Genomic DNA, 16,539 nt, shown 5'->3' with positions numbered 1-16,539 from the left:
ATTTTACTCTCCTGTCTGTCCAGCGGTTGCATCAACATTCTTATTATTTAATGGATGAGGACGCACCTTGAATAATCCCAGAACGACAATAAAAAATACAGGGACAAAATAGAGGGCCAACAAAGTGGCTGTAATAACACCACCCACCACGCTTGTACCAATGGCCACGTGACTTGCAGCACCCGCCCCTTTTGCAATTGCCAGAGGAACAGTTCCGATCACAAATGCCAGCGAGGTCATCAGAATAGGCCGAATACGTTCACGTGCAGCCATTATCGCTGATTCCTCCAATGTTTTTGTACCAGTATCATAATGTTCCTTAGCAAATTCAACAATCAGGATGGCATTCTTGGCCGCAAGCCCCACGGTTGTTAACAACCCAACCTGGAAATAAATATCATTATCTATTCCACGCAGATAAACCGCTGCCGCCGCTCCAATAATTCCCAAGGGAACCACCAGGATAACGGAAAAAGGTATAGCCCAACTTTCATACAAAGCCGCCAATGATAAAAAGACTGCTAAAATAGAAACAGCATATAGTTTTCCGGCTTGTCCAGAGGACTTTTCCTGTTCATATGACATGCCCGTCCATTCATAGCCTATTCCCTTGCCAAGCTCATTTGCATAACCCTCAATGATTTTCATCGCTGTACCATTACTGATACCAGGAGCTCCCTGCCCCATGATTTCAAAAGATGGATAACCGTTATAGGTCTCCACTTTCTGAGGAGCCATTTTCCATTCACCATCAACAAACGAGGTTAAGGGAACCATCTTGCCATTGCTATTCCGGACAAACCAACGCCTTAGATCATCAGGCTTCATTCGCGACTTGACATCTCCTTGTACAAACACGTGTTTTACACGGTCACGCAAGTTAAATAATCCCGCATCAGAAGATCCCAGAGCAATGGATAACGTTTGATTGATACTGTCAATACTAACCCCTTGGGCATGTGCTTTATCACGATCAATATTGAAATAATATTGCGGGGCAATAGGCAACCCATTCGGGCGAACGGCAACGAGACGATGATCCGCACTGGCCTTTTTTAACAAAGCGTCCCTTGCCTTCATAAAGGTAATGGTATCCAGATGTCCACGATTTTGCAATTCAAAGTCAAACCCGGTTGACGATCCTAAATCCATAACGGGAGGCGGAAGAAATGCCAACACATTGGCGCCAGGGATAGAAGACAATGCATGCATCGCCCTTGTTGCGATAGCTTGAGCGGTTGCCCTGGAATCGCTGCCCCTTTCATCAAATTCTTTCAAACGGGCAACACCAAAAGCTGCACTCTGGGCCTGACCACCAAAATTGAACCCAATCGCCGTAAAAACAAACTTGATATATTTATTCTCATGCTTAACAAAATAATCTGTCATTTTCCGGGTGACATTCGATGTCATTGCGGCTGAAGATCCAGGACTCAATGTTGCCTGCATGTAAACAACCCCTTGATCTTCATCAGGTAAAAACCCTTCGGGTAAAATATAAAAAACACATAATCCGGCAACCGTAATGAATACATAAATAATCATGGTTATACGTGAATGGTGAATCATATGCTTCACCCCTCGAATATACCCATCGACCATTTTATCAAACCCGTTATTAAATTTCGTAAAGAACCAACCGTGCTGTTCCTTTTTTTCCTTAGGTTTTAAAACCGTTGCACACAAAGCGGGGGTAAAAATCAATGCAATGACAACAGAAAGAGCCATCGCTGCAACAATGCTAATTGAGAATTGCCGATAAACCACCCCGGCAGAACCGCTGAAAAAAGCCATGGGAATAAAAACAATAGATAGAACAAGCGCAATACCAACCAGGGCCCCACTAATCTGATCCATGGAAATTTGAGTGGCCTTTTTAGGAGAACAATGTTCCTCCTCCATAACACGCTCAACATTTTCCACGACCACAATCGCATCATCCACAAGCAATCCGATGGCAAGCACCATAGCCAACATTGTCAAGGTATTGATCGAAAATCCAGCAAAAAACAGGATTGCGAATGTCCCCAACAAAACTACGGGAACGGCAATTGCAGGTACAAACGTCGCCCTAAAATTTTGCAAGAAAACATACATCACAACAATAACCAGCAAAATCGCAATAACAAGAGTTTCAACGACCTCTTCCATTGATTCAATAATATATGTCGAGGTATCTTGTGGATATAAATAGGTTGTATTTGCTGGAAAATACTTGGATAATTCTGCAATCTTATTATGAATATCTTTTGACAGCGCCAACTGGTTGGCCCCAGAAGCAAGCTTGACACCAAAAGCAGCAACAGGCTGATTGTTAATCATACCAATTGGCTGATAAGTCATTGGTCCCAATTCAACCCTGGCAACATCTTTCAATCGGATACGTGCACCGTTTACCTGTGTTTTAACAACTATATTCTGAAATTCCTCTGGTGTGACCAAACGTCTTACACCACCTGTATAAATATCAGAACGCTGGTTAGGCAAAGCTGGCAATTTTCCAAATTCACCCAAAGGCTGTTCCGAGTTCTGGGAACCAATTTCATTCATCACATCCGTTGCATTAAGCTGATAATCATGCAGCTTATCTGGATCCAACCAGACACGCATCGCATATTCTGATGAAAAGGCTGTATAATCTCCCAACCCGTTCAATCGGGTAACGGGATTCTGTATATCACTTGCCAACAAATCTCCCAGAGCTCCCTCATCCATGGATTGATCAGAAGATTGAACGGCAAAAAACATCATGTAACTTTTATTGGATTTCGAAATACGAATTCCTTGCAACGCAACCGTTGATGGTAACAATGAACGGGCAACATCAATACGGTTCAGTACTTGAACCTGTGCAATATCCGGACTGGTACCCTGTGCAAAGGTGAGGGTAACCAATGCGGTTCCATCAGCATTAGCGGAAGTGGAAATATATTCTAGGTTATCCAAACCGTATAGATTTTGACTGATTGGATCAACAACCGTTCTTTGAACCGTATCTGCGGTAGCACCTGGATAGGTAAAACTTAATGTAATTGGTGGAGGGGCGATTGAAGGCCATTGTGCAATAGGCAGGCTTATAATAGAAATTGTTCCAATCAGTGAAACAAGAATAGCAATAACCCAAGCAAAAATCGGCCTGTCAATAAAAAAACGCGACAATGACATGTAAAAATTCCAATTATAACACTTTAATTAGGGACCTCTGCCGTAATCGTCCGTCCTTCTTTAGGAACGACTTTTTGACCTGGCCTGTATGAAGTTGGATTACTAACAAGAAGATGATCACCATCTACTGGACCTTTTGTAACAACCCAGTATGTATCCTGAATACGTTGTAATTCTACATTACGTCTTTCAATAACATTGTCCTTGTTAATAATATAAATATAGGGAGCATTATCCAAACCACGCATAATAGCTTCCTGAGGGATTAAAAAGGCCCCTTTCTCATATCCTTCATGCATAACAGCACGAACATACATGCCTGATAACAATAATTTATCAGGATTACGTATGATTGCCCGCTGAATAACAGATCCTGTTTCCTGATCCGTCACAACTTCGGTAAATAATAAATTCGCCTGTAAGGGATAACGAGAACCATCTTCTAAAATCAAATCAATAGGAACATGGGCTGCCCCACGTAAGGTCTGTAATTTTCCATTTTCCTGTCTTGAACGTAAACGCAACTGTTCTGCGGTAGGTTCAATAATATCAACAAAAATTGGATCAAGTTGCGTAATGACAGCGACTGGATCGGCCTGATTAACAGACATTAATGCGCCCTGCGTTTGGATAGAACGACTTATCCTTCCAGAAATGGTGGCATTAATTCCCGTATATTCAAGATTCAGTTCAGCCTGTCTTACTGTTGCTTTATCACTTTCAATATCAGCCTTAGTTGCCTCTTGTGCAGCAAGTGTATCATCATAATCCTGACGACTGACAGCATCCATATTTTTCAATGGGCCATATCTTTTTAACTTCAAAGTCTGGGTGCGTAATGTCGCCAAATCACGGTTAAGCTTACCCCGCGCCTCATTTAAAGCGGCTTGATAGGGTCGAGGATCAACTTCATAAAGCTGTTGTCCCTTAATAACATCCGTACCTTCTTCAAATAACCTTTTATAAAGATATCCATTTACCTGAGGACGAACCTGTGAAACGCGCATCGGAGAAACACGTCCAGTCAGCTCAACTAAATTCTCAACTTCTTGAGTATGAACCGTTACAAAATTCGCACTAGGTATGGGTCGAGCAGGTTGCTGTTTTTTACATGCATTAAGTGGCAATAATAAAGCAAATAATAAAGCATATTCTTTATGCCATTTTGTAAAGAAAGAATCTGTTATTGTCACTTCTCTTCCCTATTTCCTTAAAAATCAAGATAAATTTACTGTTGATTATCTATAAATAAAGTAAATTTTAAATTATAATATGAACAATTTAAGCTTATTCACTTAATAATATACATAATATTGTATATTCTTATTAAAAGCCTTCCCATAATATCGGTATGCTTCGAATAAACAACAGTTATTTTTCAACAAACAAAAAAATTGAATCCAAATTTTTCATTTTCAGCAAATTATTGGAAAACTTAACCAATAAATTTAACTATTAAAAATAATCTTATTTACCGTATATTTTTATAAGCTATATAGCCAGTTTTGATTTTAATATTAAAACTTATAAAGTAAAAATATACAACTCCAACATTTTATTTTAAAAAAAAGAATGACCACCATTGGTAACAACGTCAAAAAAATTAGAAAATATTTAAAACTTTCTCAGTCCCAATTAGCAGAAAGAGTCAGAAAGCTAACGGGTCGATGCTCCCAACAAACCATAGCGAATATTGAAAATGGCAATATTCGTGAAAGCTCTCTTTTACCTTATGTTGCACTTGCTCTGAATGTTAAACTCGACCATCTAAACCCAAATATCGGCAAGGGGAAATTAAAAAGTCAGATTAAACTTACCCCAAAAATAACTCAATTTTTCAATTCAAATTTTAAAGTTAACTCAAAAAAAGATAACTCTGATTTTAGTGATCATTCTTTTGATAACTTTAAACTGGATGAAGAAATACCTGTTTTCGGTACAATGAACTTGATCCATGATGATTTTATTCTGACGGATACGCCCATTGAATATGTTAAACGTCCCCATGTTGTAACATTTGAAAAAGATGCTTTCGGTATTTCAATCGCAAACCGTAATATTGAACCTATTTTTAAAATTGGCGACATTATAATTTTACATCCCCGTAAAATTGCCAAGAAAGGAAATATCTGTCTTTTTTTAAAGGTGGATAATAATCTCCACATCTATACAATGGGAGAACTAATAGAGGATCACCAGAATTTCTGGTTAATAAAATATTACAACCCTGAAAAGGAAAGAAAAATCTGTAAAAAAACGTGGCAGAATTATTTTACCGTCGTTGCAAGATTTCTTTGATTCATTGAAACCAGAGAATCAATTCAGGTCTTAACATCTATGGTGGAGTTAAGGGGAATCGAACCCCTGACCTTCTCATTGCGAACGAGACGCTCTCCCAACTGAGCTATAACCCCCTAAAGTAAAATCTAATTCATTGATACTATTCCTAGAAAAACTGTCAAGAAAGAATTATATAATTCATACCATAATTTACCATCAGAATCCGTTATCGAGGAATTAGATATGTTTGAACTATATCAATTACTTCAAACCTTATTAAGCCTTTATTCTTTCATCCTGCTTGCTTATTGTATTTTCAGTTTTTTATTTGCACTTAACATCATTAATCCTAACGCACGGGCCGTTTATGTAATCGGCACTTTCCTGAGCAGGCTTTGCGAGCCGATTTTACGACCCATTCAAAGAATTTTACCGGATCTTGGTGGTATAGATATCAGTCCTATCATTGTGTTTTTAATCATTGATTATCTTATTCGTCCATTATTGTTTCGTATTTTTTTTAACTTATCAATTTTCACCCATTAAATTAAAAAATGCCGTTATTCAAAATTAAACAATACCCAATAATGAATCATTATCTTTGCTTTTCAAAAACAGCATTTCGTATCAATTTCTTTTAATTACCATGAATGAACTTTATACAGACCCAAATTCAATTTTTTTCCAGTCGAATAATTTAATCCTTTGATTTCTCCCAATAAATCGACGGAAATATTATCTTTATCCAAATACTCTTTAAACACTTTCTGATCTTTCCGATCAACCAAAGCCATTCCACACACCTTATTCTTTTCAAGAAATGCTGCTGTTTTCATCACATTGATCAGCTGTGTCTCTTTCCCAACTAAAAAAACCAGGCTTGGTTCTGAATAAGAGGCCGAGGCCAAAACCGTTTCCTGACAGGGTTTAAGAAAATGAACAGTACGTGCGATTTTATAACTCAACCATTCTGGTTGTAAAGAAGGAATCAAGATTACGAATAGTTGAATATAAACAATTAGAGCGGCCAATATGGAAAAAAGAGAAGCCCTTTGAACATTTCGTTTGTAGAAACAGTAAATAACATACCCAATCAGACATAATACAGTGACTGCCCCGATCATCGCGGCATAATACCATTCTCCCGTCATGAAATGTGCCCAGATAACACTTCCAACAGCCAGAATGACTCCAACCAAACACCATAAAATCATATAAAAATAAAACAGCCCCTTTCCCAAGAAAGAAATTGGACCATGCCACCTTTCAGAAATTTTCCATAATGCAGCAGATGTAAGAATTGCAATCGCAGGATATGTAGGCAATACATAATGGGGAAGTTTGGTTGCAATAACCTCAAAGACCATCCAATGGGGAATAATCCAACATAACAAAAATTTTACTGATTCAGTTTTTCTTTCCATCCATATAAAAGGTAACGACCATGCCGTAAACAGGGAACCTGGCCAAAATGCAATTAGAAAAACCAGAAGATAATACCCTGGTGGTAATCCGTGCGCCTGTTGTCCTGACGCAACCTTCCCTAAAAAATTCGTACCAACTGCATTTGTGAAAAACTGTCCATGACTTACCAAGGCAATGGCAATACACCAGGGTAGGGCAATCATTACAGAAATTAACCAGCCATAGCCGGGCCTTAATTGTTTCCACCATGATTTATCCTTTTGAACCCAGGCTAGAGTCAAGGGAGTCAATAAGGTTGGGATGAGAATAACTGGCCCCTTCAACATCAATCCACACCCAATTGCGCCCCAATAGATTGCGGCAATGTGAAAAGGTGATTTTTCCACAGATGAACGGGATAACCACGCTTTTGCAACACTCGTTTGGGCAAGCAAAATGAAAAACAGTAAAGTCGTATCTATTGTGGCCATACGACCTTCCGCAGTAAGTATTACCGAAACTGCCAGAAAAATACCCGCCAATAAACCAACACATGAATCAAATAATAGATTGCCTATCCATACAGTCAGTAAAACAGATCCAACCGCAGCAAAGAGGGAAGGAATGCGATATGGCCAAACCTCTTTATGACTGATGGAATATGCCGCCTTAACAGAAAACGCTTCCAACCAGTAAATTCCGGCAGGTTGCAGATAACGAGGCTTGTCCTGAAACCGAACATCAATATAATTACCGCTCTCCAGCATTTGAGATGTTGCCTGCATATACCGGGCCTCATCCCTATCCAGTGGTGGAAGGCTTGCTCTACCAGGTAAAAACAACACAAAAACAAACAAGGCAAGCCACAAATAATGACTTGCCTTCAAACGAAAAGACGGTTCCGAGAGATGAGAAATACTCATGCTTATCCCTTTTTATCTTGATCTGTTTCGGTCTTAAGACTTTCTAATATTACCAGGCAAATGAATACGATTTAACAACCACATTACCCCCAGTAAATCCCTTATTCCCACAAGGGCACGATTTAAATTGGTATATTTAGAAAATCCATTCAGTCTTTGCCTGTGATGGACAGGATAACATAATAGAGGAACACCATAATGGGCAAATAAAGCCGGTAAAAAACGATGTAACCCTTCAAACTGCGGTAAGGAAAGAAAATCGTTTTTCATAAACAATTTCATTGGCGCACCCGTATCTGGACAGCCATCATTCAACAAACGGCGTCTTAACCCATTTGCAAACCGCGTTGCAAACCGACGGGAAAAATTATCATGTCTCTTTAATCTTACCCCTACAACTAACGGGGGTTTTCCTTGATGTCGCTGCATTACATCCCACATTGCAACAATATCAATGGGATCATCCTGACCATCCCCATCCAGAGTTGCAATCCATTCCCCCTTTGCAACTTTGATTGCAGTCAATAATGCAGCTGATTTACCGCAACATTTGGGATGAGATAAAATAACAAGCCCGGGAAGAATCGTTTTTTTTATTTCGATTAACTGATCCAGCGTATGATCAGTACTTCCATCATTAACAAAAATAACTTCACTATCAGGCAACTTTGGCAAAACAGAAGCAATTTCCTGACAGACAGGTAAAATATTATCCGCCTCGTTTAAAACAGCAACTACAATTGAAAGTTTATAATTCATGTGCATGAACGAGACGAATAAAATTAGGCATTATATTGGTCTTTGGCCAACATCTTGGGAACTTCAGCAATTGCATGATCAATTAAGGACTTATCTTTTTCCTCAGTCATAACAGATGCAATTACTTCTCTTGCAGCTTTTACAGCAATTTCAGCAGCCTCTTTACGAACAACTGAAATGGCTTCTTGTTCAGAAGCAGCCATTCTTTGACGAATAAGCTGTTCATGACGTTCAGCCGCAAATTCTGCATCCTTTTTTGCTTTGGCAGCAATACGGGCTGCAATTTCCTTGGAATTTTGCAGCATTCTCTCTGCCTCTTCTTTGGCAGCCTCATGCTCTTTTCTGGCATTCGTATATATTTCTTCAGCTTCCCGACGCAAACGGCTGGCCTCTTCCAGTGCCGCCTGTATCTGTGCAGACCGTTTATCCATCATTGCAGCCAAGGGACGCCAAATCTTTTTACCAAACAGGACAAAGAATAAAATAAATGCAATAGCAGCCCAAAAACGTGGTTCTTGTAAAAAAAGCATCATACTCTCTCTGCTTGTTTAATGTGAAGACGAAGGGACAAATTGTCTGATCTTTTGATCAATAACGCCGCTATCTATCTCTTCATTCAGCATTTTCTTCACCAAAAGATACGCAACCTCTTTTGACATTTGATCAACCTGGGTCAGGGCTTTATTTCGAGCTTCAATGATGCGTTTTTCAGTATTCTTCATTTCCTGATCAAGCTTACCTTGCAATTCCTGCATTTTTTTTGCAGAATCTGCTTTGGTTTCCTGTAAAATAGCATCAACATGTCTTTGCGCTTCCAGGGCAGCATCATGACGTGTTTTATTTAATGCAGCGACAGCTTTATCAGCCTGTGCCTTAGCCTGACGTGCGGAATTCAAGTCTTGATCAATTTTTGAACGACGATGGGAAATGACATTTTCAACCTGAGGAATTGAAAAATATTTCACCACCAGAAATAAACAAAAGAAAATAATCAATACCCAAAAAAATTGACCCATTACCAATGGGTTTTTAAAGTCCATCTGGGGCATGCCAGCAGCTCTGGCATTCGTAGCAAAAACAGGTGCCAGCAACAGGCTTGCACATCCACCCGCCACGAGAGACGCCGCCAGACGGGTAAAAAAGACTGAAAAGCGTCTCATATAAAAGAACCCTTTACATGAACAGAATAAGAAAGGCGATCAGGAGTGCGTAAAGGGCAACAGCTTCTGTGAGAGCAAAACCCAACATTCCCAAACCAAATACATGGGAACGGGAAGCTGGATTGCGAGCAATACTGCTTACCAAAGTTGCAAAAATATTACCAATACCAATACCAACACCGGAAAGAGCGATAACAGCGAGGCCGGCACCAATCTGTTTTGCAGCTAAAAGAAGCGAATGATCCATTTGTTTTTTCCTTGTTATTAAAAATAAAGTAAACGAAACCCAAAGTTAATGATGAACGGCTTCTTGTAAATACATACAGGTAAGGATTGTAAATACATAAGCTTGCAATGCACCAACCAATAGTTCAAGGGCAAATAAGGCTATATTGAGCAAAATAGGAAATATACCTAAAAAACCGCCAACAGCCAATCCCAATCCAGCAGCCAACATAATCGTGAAAGCAGCAAACATTTCCAACATGACGTGACCAGCAACCATATTCGCAAACAAACGAATAGATAAGCTGACAGGTCTCGACAAATAGGACAGGATTTCAATGGGCACCAATAACGGGGCCATTAAAATTGGCGCTCCAGCAGGCATGAAATGGGCAAAAAATTTCAGTCCCTGATTTTTGAGGGAAACAATGATTGCCAAGACAAACACCATCAAGGCCAAGCTGACCGTTACAACGATATGACTGGTAAAAGCGAAAGAAAAAGGCAAAAGCCCAAGATAGTTCCCCGTCAGGATGAAGAAAAACAATGCGAATATAAATGGGAAAAATCCTTTGCCCTTTTCACCCATGGTTCCCACAGCCATACTATATACAAATTCATATAGTATCTCTGTTGCCGCCTGATAACGACCGGGAACCACTGCCTTACGACGCATGCCAAAATAAATAGCGACCGGGACAATTACTGCTGCAATCACCATCATTAATTCTGACTGGCTGAAACGAATTGTTTCACCCAAGGTTCCAAAAACTGGATGCAACTCAAATTGACCGAGCGCGTCTATATTATGACCGGCCACTAATTTTCTCCCAATATAAACCGAATCTTACCAAAAATAGCATTTATTTTAACCTTATATCATTAGGTTTAACAAGATGCCAGATATTAAAAATGCCCGCAATCATTCCTAAAACTGAAAATATAAGAATAAAAACTGGTTTTGTTGATAACCAATAATCCAATCCATATCCTATTACAAGACCGACAATAAAGGCAGATACTACTTCTACACCAGCACGACAGGCAAAAAACCAAGGATTATTGCCATATTCTGTTTTTTTTTCTCGTTTTTTTGAAGAGCGTGGATTTAATCGATCTTCAAAACCATTCAATTTCTGATCAAAGGCATCAAACTGATTCTTTTCCTGATTCATTGTTATAGCTTCAAACCTCCAAACCGAAATCAATAACTGATACAAACACTTCTTCAAAAACCAGTTTCAAAGAAAATTACTGCGGAATATAATCATACGATGGACTTCCTGCAGGGGCACCAGCTGGTGGAACATTAAATTGCGACAATTCTACCATGGTATTTCCCGTCTTACCGATTATCCTTGCCTGTAACGCTTTACCCAGAGAATTGACATTTCCCATCCCGCTAACATAAATTTTCTGACCTACACTCAAAATAAAATCAAGTTTTTTAACATCGGAAGAGCGAATATAAATAACTGTTCCATCCTTTAAAACAACACCCATTTTTTCACCTTGCAAATTATATAAAACTTGCTTGACTGTACCATTTACAGACAAATCTGGTCCAGTAATAGGTACAGGTGAAAAGTTTGCCTCGGGACTATCCTCCTCAATCTGTTCTCCACGTTGATTGATAATCTCAAAAGCCTGGACAAAAGGTAATGAATAGGCTTTCAACCCACGAATCACCACGTCCTGACCCGGATGAACAAAGGATTTCACAATTTCCCCAAACATTGCGGAAAACATGATTTGCGTTCCATCCGTTAATAACAATCCACCCAAATTGCCATAAGGGGTAGGAAGATATTGTGCAACATTTCCCTTAACAACAGGCAATACTGAAAAATCCAGAACAGTTTTTGCAACCCGATTATTTTTCTGAACCGGATCAACCTTCCGTATATGATGTATATTTCCATTTTCTGGCCTGGCCTGGCTTTCTGACAGATTGGCATTAACAAAGATAGAACTTACCAAAAAACAGCCGGCTAATTTCCATTGATTGTTTTTCATAAACGATCACAAACCTAAATAAATTTAATAAATTTAATACGAATATACACATATTTGTGGTTTTCTGTAATTATATACTGTTTACTTCAAAATGAGAAACAATCAATTTTTTTATAATGATATCCTTTTTTTAGACCGAGACACATGTGCATACCTCTTCTGTAACCATCCATCCTTTCAGGGAGAAAAATAGAGCTTTCTCCGTTGTCCTTTTCATCGAATTATGGGAGCGCTTTGGCTATTACGGTATGCAAAGCATTTTAGTGCTGTTCCTCATTAACAGAATGCATTTCAATGATCAGAATGCCAATCTTCTAATCGGTGCATTTTCAGCGATGACTTATGCCGCACCAGTAATTGGGGGATGGATTGGCGATAAAATCATTGGAAACAGAAGAGCGATGCTTTATGGCAGCATAATTCTTGCAATAGGCTATCTTTTATTGGCAGAGGCAACCCATGATACAGCCATTCTATATCTTACCATGGCTGTCATCAGTACAGGAAACGGTCTTTTTAAACCCAATGCGGCAACGCTGGTTCGACGCATTTATGATCAAAACGATGATCAACTGGACATTGCCTTTACCCTTTATTATATGGCAGTCAATGTTGGCTCGACCGTTTCCATGCTTCTCTGTCCAATTCTTAAAGACCATTATGGATGGTCCGCTGCCTTCATCGCCTGTTTTATAGGACTTGTCCTTGGCATTCTCAATTATTTTGCCACACATAAAAGATTAAATCCCTATTTGCCCAAGAAAGATCAGGATCCATTATCCTGGCCGGTTCAAGGTCTGATTTTTCTAGGGATTGTCACTTTTATTTCCGGAATGACCTTTCTGATTCAATCGGCAACCTTGATTGCTGCATGTATGTGGGTTGCGGCTATACTGATCTTTCTTTTATGGATCATCATGTATTACAGGATTGATTCATCAAGTCGTTATGGTCTAAAAATAATGTATATCCTAACTCTGGAAGGAATGCTTTACTTTATTTTCTATCAACAAATGTCAACATCTTTGACCTTGTTCGCGCAACGGAATATAAATCCCGCTTTTTATATCGGATCATATCATCTTTTCAATTGGTCTTCGGGACAGTTTCAGGCGCTCAATCCCATTGCGATTATCATTCTCAGCCCCATTCTGGCAAAACTATATGACTATATAAACAGGCAATCATATGATATTTCCATTGCCACAAAATTCATTACCGGTTTCAGTTTTGTCGCCTTCGCCTTTGGTATTTGGTGGTTTGCCTGTTTTAGAAGCACAACCCCACAATTATCCTCCTGGGTTATGATATATGGTTATTTTTTCCTTTCTCTGGGAGAACTTTTAACCAGTGGTCTCGGTTTGGCAGTCATTGCCCGCTATGTCCCGGCATCCATGAATGGGTTTATGACCGGATCTTATTTCATGGCTTCAGGTATCTCCCTTTACATAGGCAGTAAAATCGCAAATCTTGCAGCCTCAAAAAATATCAATACAGCAACTGACCATCTTACACTTCAATTATATCAAAATTTATTTTTAAATCTTTTTATCGCTGCCATTATTGTCTTGATTTTGCTGGTTGTTTTATATCCCCTTATTCAAAAATGGGATCGTAATTTTAAAACCAATCAAATATGAAATGAGATTTCATTGATACGAAACCAAGTTTATTTTAATATTACGCAAGACATAAAAAGCGCATAAAACCGCAAAAAATCCAAAAGGCATAACCCCAATTGCCTGACCAACCAATATTCCTTTCGGGCCATAGGTTGCACCAAACCAGACAAAGGGAATTGTCCCCAACGTGGCTCTACCCCAATTAAACAGGGTCGACAATAAGGGATATCCCAAATTGTTAAAAGCCGTATTGGAAACAAATAACATCCCCAAAAATAAATTGCTTAAAATAACCCAGTGACAAAATAACCGCATCAGTTCAATACCTGCCGCCTTTAACGCAAACATTTTGACGATCCATTCCTCTCCAACAAAAAAAAGGATCCATGCACATAAAACACATAAACATACCAATTTTAGCGAGACCATCAAAGTTTCACACATCCGATCCCTAAACCCGGCACCGAAGTTTTGCGAAATAATCGGCCCCACCGAACCTGTCAAAGCAAATACAAACGCAAATGCTACAGGAACGATACGATCAATCGCGGTTTGTCCCGCGATTGCATCGCTTCCAAAAGATGCCATTGTTTTGATAACAAAAGTGTTTCCTGCTGGTGTCGCTAGATTGGTTAAAATCGCAGGAAATGCAATTACAAAAACAGGATAAGAATCAGAAAAGATCTTTTTCCAAACTGGCTTATGAATTAATTGATACTTCCTCAAACTATAAAAACCAAAAACGGCAACAGCCGCTCGTGAAAAAACGGTACTTACTGCCGCTCCTTCCAATCCCCAACCAAAATATAAAATGAACAAAGGATCCAAAACCGCCGTGACCAGGGCTCCTGCAATTGTGATATACATGGATCCTTTTGCATCACCCACCGCCCTTAACAATCCAGACAATGCCATTCCCAACCCTATAAAACATAAAAAGGGGGAAGTAATAGCTATAAACTGACCGGCTTGTTCAAGCACTAAATCCTGTGCCCCTAACAAAGATAAAATTGGATATCGGAAAACCATGATCGCAATACCAATTACAATCATAATTACCGTCATCAATAATAAAAACGAATTTATAATCTGACCTGCCAAATCATGTTTTTTGGCCCCAATCAGCCGTGCAGTCACGACCGTGATTCCAATAGACATACCAATACAGATCGCCACCTGCAAAAAGTTAATTACATTGGCAAAACCAATAGCTGCTGTGTAACGTGTATCCCCCAATCTGGAAATATAAAAAAGATTCAGAAAATCAACCAGAAAAACAGCCATTAACCCAATTGTGCCGGTTCCGGCCATAACGATCACATGCCGCATAATAGACCCTTCACAAAAACGGGGTTTATGTATTGATAGATCTTTGGCAGAAATTATCATAATAAATCACGGTCTTAATTTTAAAGAAATAATAGAAACTTTTACACACAGATCATTGATTCATAAATCTTTTATTTATGACGATCCTGTTCCTGAAGATAAGGCAAATAGATTTTTTCCAAAAAAGAAACAGGAAACAAATCAAGGATTCTTGCGATAATGGCAAGCCAAACTGGAAAAATAACACGCCTTTTTCGCCCTTCTATCCCTTCCAATATCAATTGTGCCGCCTTATCCGCCGATATTTTCCCTGGCATATAAAATTTGTTTTTTTGTGTCATCGGTGTTTCAACAAAACCACAACAAACACTCGTTAACTGAATTCTGCATTTTTTCCACCAACCCATACCACTCGCCACCATAAACCGATCCACAGCCGCTTTTGACGCACAATAAGATGGAGCCCAGGCCGAAGTGAAAAAGCTTGCAATTGAGGCAATAGCAGCTATTCTTCCTCGTATATGTTCTGAATTGCATTCCTGTCTTTGCATCACCTCAATTGCGGGAAGAACTGTATTGAGGACACCATTCATATTGGTCTGCATGATTTTATAGCACTGTGCAATTGGTTCTGGAATAACATGCGCATGGGTCTCAACATGGGGAACGAAAGAAATTCCTGCACAAGCCAATACAAGATCAAGCTGTCCAGCAGATTTAATCCATTTATCCATTTCCTGATGATTGCAGACATCAATAATTTTCATATGAACATTGGCACCCAGTTGACAACATTTTTCAGCCAATCCTGCCAAAGCATCCGAACGCCGGCCTGATAAATGCAATGTGACCCCTGGTTTGGCAAGCCGAATAGCCAAGGCATACCCAATACCTGATGATGCCCCCGTGATTAGAACTGATCGTAATTTCATATACATATATTGTTTACTTTTCTGTTATAAGCTTGAATAATTACTGCTTATCAAGGAATATCAAGGTATGTCTGAATCTAAAGCCAAATCAACATCAACTCCAAGAAAAAGAGGAATCTGTTTTGTTCTTTCCGCTCCTTCTGGTGCTGGAAAATCAACAATTGCCAATGCTCTCCGGGCGACTCAACCCAATTTGTTTCCTTCGATCTCAGTAACAACCCGTGACCCTCGACCCGGTGAGGAACACGGTGTTCATTATCATTTTATCAGTCAAGAAGAATTTGAAAAACAAGCAGAAAATGATGAGTTACTGGAATGGGCAACCGTCTTTGGTCGAGGTTATGGTACACCCAGGGCTCCGGTCGAAAAACTATTGTCGGAAGGCAAAGACCTTATCTTTGACATAGATTGGCAAGGACATCAACAGATTCGTAAGGCTTTACCCCATGATGTTGTAGGTATCTTTATCTTGCCCCCCTCACTTAATGAACTAAAAAATCGCCTTCAACTGAGAGGGTCAGACCATATTGACGAAATTAACAATAGAATGAACAAGGCAATGGATGAAATATCCCATTGGAATGAATTCGATTATGTTATTATTAATCATCAATTAAACAAGGCTATTGAAGAAATTGAATCTATTTTAGCCAGCGAACGATTAAAAACAGACAGACAATTATTTTTAGACCCTTTCATTCAAAATTTTCAACATGAGCGATAA

The 16,539-nt window shown here is 39.2% G+C and carries 16 protein-coding genes and 1 tRNA gene; 4 read left to right on the top strand and 13 right to left on the bottom strand.

Annotated features, from left to right (window positions below; genetic code table 11):
- Positions 1 to 3 precede the first annotated feature (3 nt).
- Positions 4 to 3,165 carry an efflux RND transporter permease subunit gene (locus H3T44_RS06710; RefSeq protein WP_122124169.1) on the bottom strand — a complete coding sequence of 1,054 codons (3,162 nt, stop codon included), beginning with the start codon at positions 3,163 to 3,165 and terminating at the stop codon, positions 4 to 6.
- A gap of 23 nt (positions 3,166 to 3,188) precedes the next feature.
- Positions 3,189 to 4,358, bottom strand: coding sequence for an efflux RND transporter periplasmic adaptor subunit (locus tag H3T44_RS06705; RefSeq protein ID WP_110439171.1), 1,170 nt, complete (start codon positions 4,356 to 4,358; stop codon positions 3,189 to 3,191).
- A 379-nt stretch (positions 4,359 to 4,737) separates the two neighbouring features.
- On the opposite strand from H3T44_RS06705, the gene H3T44_RS06700 reads away from it, so the two are divergent.
- Complete coding sequence (locus H3T44_RS06700; protein WP_122124171.1) at positions 4,738 to 5,463, top strand: helix-turn-helix transcriptional regulator; 726 nt, start codon at positions 4,738 to 4,740, stop codon at positions 5,461 to 5,463.
- 40 nt (positions 5,464 to 5,503) lie between these two features.
- On the opposite strand, the gene H3T44_RS06695 is transcribed toward H3T44_RS06700, so the two are convergent.
- Positions 5,504 to 5,579, bottom strand: a tRNA-Ala gene (locus H3T44_RS06695).
- A gap of 109 nt (positions 5,580 to 5,688) precedes the next feature.
- On the opposite strand from H3T44_RS06695, the gene H3T44_RS06690 reads away from it, so the two are divergent.
- Positions 5,689 to 5,991: a YggT family protein gene (locus H3T44_RS06690; RefSeq protein WP_110439173.1), complete on the top strand. Its 303-nt coding sequence runs from the start codon at positions 5,689 to 5,691 to the stop codon at positions 5,989 to 5,991.
- Between the two features lie 95 nt (positions 5,992 to 6,086).
- On the opposite strand, the gene H3T44_RS06685 is transcribed toward H3T44_RS06690, so the two are convergent.
- The 8 genes from H3T44_RS06685 to H3T44_RS06650 form a co-directional block, all read right to left on the bottom strand.
- On the bottom strand, positions 6,087 to 7,772 hold the full coding sequence (locus tag H3T44_RS06685; protein WP_198196675.1) for a glycosyltransferase family 39 protein: 1,686 nt from the start codon (positions 7,770 to 7,772) through the stop codon (positions 6,087 to 6,089).
- 33 nt (positions 7,773 to 7,805) lie between these two features.
- Positions 7,806 to 8,531 (bottom strand): glycosyltransferase family 2 protein, encoded by a 726-nt coding sequence (locus H3T44_RS06680; RefSeq protein WP_122124173.1) that lies wholly within the window; start codon positions 8,529 to 8,531, stop codon positions 7,806 to 7,808.
- 23 nt (positions 8,532 to 8,554) lie between these two features.
- Positions 8,555 to 9,064 carry a F0F1 ATP synthase subunit B gene (gene atpF, locus H3T44_RS06675; protein ID WP_230873476.1) on the bottom strand — a complete coding sequence of 170 codons (510 nt, stop codon included), beginning with the start codon at positions 9,062 to 9,064 and terminating at the stop codon, positions 8,555 to 8,557.
- Between the two features lie 15 nt (positions 9,065 to 9,079).
- Entirely contained in the window at positions 9,080 to 9,691 is a 612-nt protein-coding gene (locus H3T44_RS06670; protein WP_110439175.1) for a hypothetical protein, read from the bottom strand.
- 13 nt (positions 9,692 to 9,704) lie between these two features.
- Positions 9,705 to 9,938, bottom strand: a complete 234-nt coding sequence (locus H3T44_RS06665; RefSeq protein WP_110439176.1) for an ATP synthase subunit C family protein — start codon at positions 9,936 to 9,938, stop codon at positions 9,705 to 9,707.
- A 45-nt stretch (positions 9,939 to 9,983) separates the two neighbouring features.
- Complete coding sequence (locus tag H3T44_RS06660; RefSeq protein WP_110439177.1) at positions 9,984 to 10,751, bottom strand: F0F1 ATP synthase subunit A; 768 nt, start codon at positions 10,749 to 10,751, stop codon at positions 9,984 to 9,986.
- Between the two features lie 28 nt (positions 10,752 to 10,779).
- Entirely contained in the window at positions 10,780 to 11,091 is a 312-nt protein-coding gene (locus tag H3T44_RS06655; protein WP_198196673.1) for an AtpZ/AtpI family protein, read from the bottom strand.
- Positions 11,092 to 11,167: 76 nt separating this feature from the next.
- Positions 11,168 to 11,932 (bottom strand): hypothetical protein, encoded by a 765-nt coding sequence (locus tag H3T44_RS06650; RefSeq protein ID WP_198196671.1) that lies wholly within the window; start codon positions 11,930 to 11,932, stop codon positions 11,168 to 11,170.
- Positions 11,933 to 12,078: 146 nt separating this feature from the next.
- Here H3T44_RS06650 and H3T44_RS06645 point away from each other — a divergent pair, with 146 nt between their 5' ends.
- On the top strand, positions 12,079 to 13,572 hold the full coding sequence (locus H3T44_RS06645; protein WP_198196670.1) for a peptide MFS transporter: 1,494 nt from the start codon (positions 12,079 to 12,081) through the stop codon (positions 13,570 to 13,572).
- A 9-nt stretch (positions 13,573 to 13,581) separates the two neighbouring features.
- Here H3T44_RS06645 and H3T44_RS06640 read toward each other — a convergent pair whose 3' ends face one another.
- Together H3T44_RS06640 and H3T44_RS06635 are read right to left on the bottom strand one after the other, a co-directional pair.
- A complete protein-coding gene (locus H3T44_RS06640) occupies positions 13,582 to 14,883 on the bottom strand; it encodes an MATE family efflux transporter (protein ID WP_198196669.1) in 1,302 nt (433 codons plus the stop codon).
- 131 nt (positions 14,884 to 15,014) lie between these two features.
- Positions 15,015 to 15,815 carry an SDR family oxidoreductase gene (locus H3T44_RS06635; protein ID WP_232347555.1) on the bottom strand — a complete coding sequence of 267 codons (801 nt, stop codon included), beginning with the start codon at positions 15,813 to 15,815 and terminating at the stop codon, positions 15,015 to 15,017.
- Positions 15,816 to 15,882: 67 nt separating this feature from the next.
- Here H3T44_RS06635 and gmk point away from each other — a divergent pair, with 67 nt between their 5' ends.
- Positions 15,883 to 16,539, top strand: a complete 657-nt coding sequence (gene gmk, locus H3T44_RS06630; RefSeq protein ID WP_155567436.1) for a guanylate kinase — start codon at positions 15,883 to 15,885, stop codon at positions 16,537 to 16,539.

The sequence above is a fragment of the Commensalibacter sp. M0355 genome, from assembly GCF_016101365.1.
Lineage (GTDB): Bacteria > Pseudomonadota > Alphaproteobacteria > Acetobacterales > Acetobacteraceae > Commensalibacter > Commensalibacter melissae.
The sequence above is the reverse complement of the archived record's forward strand: the minus strand, read 5'-3'. Positions and strand labels throughout refer to the sequence as shown.